Origin of the sequence: Blautia sp. HCP3S3_C4 (genome assembly GCF_052064095.1) — a bacterium.
Taxonomy (GTDB): Bacteria; Bacillota; Clostridia; order Lachnospirales; family Lachnospiraceae; genus Blautia_A.
This window is the reverse complement of the sequence record NZ_JBQHWF010000040.1, coordinates 1-2,184: the sequence shown is the minus strand read 5'-3', so window position 1 is coordinate 2,184 and position 2,184 is coordinate 1. Positions and strand designations below refer to the sequence as shown.

Here is a 2,184-nt window from a genome sequence, read left to right as displayed (position 1 = left end):
TTGTTAGCTTCCAGCGATTTTTCTACCTCGAACAAAATTGGGTGAATTAGAAGTAAAAATAGCCCGTATTTCTGCGGTTTTTCTTGCAGAGATACGGGTGTTATGCTATACTATGTATAGGCTTAAATATACCTAAATAAGGAGGGGGAATATGTATCTGAATCTTCTCGTCAAAGTGCCCAATGCACCGGGCAAGCTTTTGTTTCAAAAGAAGGCAGAGACTACCTATGTGTATTATGAAATTAGCCGCACCTATGATCCGGAGAAGCAGTACACTTATCCGAAACGGGTAGTGATTGGGAAAATGTCCAAGAAAGATCCAGAACAGATGCAGCCTAATGAAAACTACCTGAAGTTCTTCCCAGACGAGGAACTCCCAGAGAAAGATGTGCGTGAACTACGAAGCAGCTGCCTTAAGATCGGTACATACATTGTAATCAACAAGTTAGCAAAAGATTTGGGAATCCCTAGGGTTTTAGGTAATTACTTCAGTCCTAAAAATCTGGGATTATTCATGGATCTGGCTGCTTACTCCATTATTGAGGAAAGCAATATCGCCCAGTATTATCCGAGCTACGCTTATAATCATCCCCTTTTTACAGAAGGTATGCATATCTACAGTGATTCAAAAGTTTCTGGTTTTCTTAATGAAATCACAGATGAACAAAGTGCAGGGTTTCTTAATGAATGGAATGGGGGACGAAGACACCGGGAGAAAATTTACATTTCCTATGACTCGACAAATAAAAACTGTCAGGCAGGGGATATTGAGATGGCTGAGTTTGGCAATGCCAAGGATGACAAAGGACTTCCGATATTCAACTACTCCATAGCATATGATACGAAAAACAGGGAACCGTTGTTTTATGAAAAGTATCCGGGGAGCATTAATGACGTATCACAACTCCAGTATGCACTTGATAAAGCCAGCAGTTACGGATATAAAAATGTAGGGTTCATTCTTGACAGGGGATATTTCAGTAAACGAAATATCGGATATATGGATGAGCGGGGATACAGCTTTGTGATCATGGCCAAAGGCATGGCATCCTTTGTTAAGGGACTTGTCGACGAGGTTGCGGGAACCTTTGAAAAGAAACGGGTGCATTTTGTCCCAGAATATCAGGTGTACGGAATAACAGTAAAAAAGAAACTGTACATGACGGATTCCAGGGACAGATATTTCCATATCTATTACAATAGTGCGAAGAGCAGCTCAGAAGAAAATGCAATCAACACCCGCTTGGAGAATATGAAGAAGTTCCTTCTGAAAAATGTGAATAAAGACAGGGAATTTGGTCCTATATATGAAAAATATTTCTTTCTGCACCATGACGAGGATACGGGTGTGTTTGTTTATCCAGAGGAAAAGACGCAGGTAATAGATGAGGAGCTTAATCACTGTGGATACTTTGTAATCATCACTTCTGAAAAAATGACAGCAAAAGAAGCAATAGAGCTTTACAAAAGTAGGGATTCTTCTGAAAAATTGTTTCGGGGAGATAAGACATATCTTGGAGACAGGAGCCTGCGGGTTTATTCTGATGAGTCAGCTGCTTCGAAGATCTTCATCGAATTTGTTGCCTTGATCATTCGCTGCCGCATGTATACATGCCTGAAAGATGCAGTAAGAGAGATGGATAAAAAGCCGAATTACATGAATGTACCGGCGGCAATCCGGGAATTGGAAAAGATAGAAATGGTCCGCCAGTTAGATGGGGTATACCGTCTGGACCATGCTGTAACTGCAACGCAAAAGACGATTCTGCAAGCCTTTGGGATCAACCCTGAACATATAAAATATAAAGCAGAGTACATCAGCAACGAACTGAAGAAATGAGGTATTAAATGGCAAGAATATTAAATATGGAAACACTTGATCATAAGATTGAAAAGGCACAACAGGAAGTGTCAGCAGCAAAGAAAAAATACGATGCAGCAACAGCTGAGTTGAAGAAACTTCTTGATAAGCGGGATGCATTACGCAGCCAGGAGATTATGAAACTGATAGCAGAAAGCCCACTTGCCTACGAAGAGATTGTACGATTAATACAGACTTCCGGCAAAGAGGATGTGGAAAATGATTAAGAAGAATCGTTGGTAAAAATGACGAAGAAAAGAGCCTTTTCTCGCATGAGAAAGGGCTCGGAGTACTTTAGGTAGAAAAATCACTGGAAGCTAACA

The 2,184-nt window shown here is 40.6% G+C and carries 2 protein-coding genes; both read left to right on the top strand.

Annotated elements, in window-relative coordinates; all coding sequences use genetic code 11:
- Nucleotides 1-151: 151 nt before the first annotated feature.
- Nucleotides 152-1,840 (top strand): IS1634 family transposase, encoded by a 1,689-nt coding sequence (locus ACTNC6_RS16060; protein WP_441044641.1) that lies wholly within the window; start codon nt 152-154, stop codon nt 1,838-1,840.
- Between the two features lie 8 nt (nt 1,841-1,848).
- Nucleotides 1,849-2,088: a hypothetical protein gene (locus tag ACTNC6_RS16055; RefSeq protein WP_441044639.1), complete on the top strand. Its 240-nt coding sequence runs from the start codon at nt 1,849-1,851 to the stop codon at nt 2,086-2,088.
- Nucleotides 2,089-2,184: the final 96 nt, after the last annotated feature.

Bases quoted from the DNA above. Each gene is read 5' to 3' on its own strand.
- ACTNC6_RS16060 (WP_441044641.1), top strand. From the start codon at position 152: ATGTATCTGAATCTTCTCGTCAAAGTGCCCAATGCACCGGGCAAGCTT.
- ACTNC6_RS16055 (WP_441044639.1), top strand. From the start codon at position 1,849: ATGGCAAGAATATTAAATATGGAAACACTTGATCATAAGATTGAAAAG.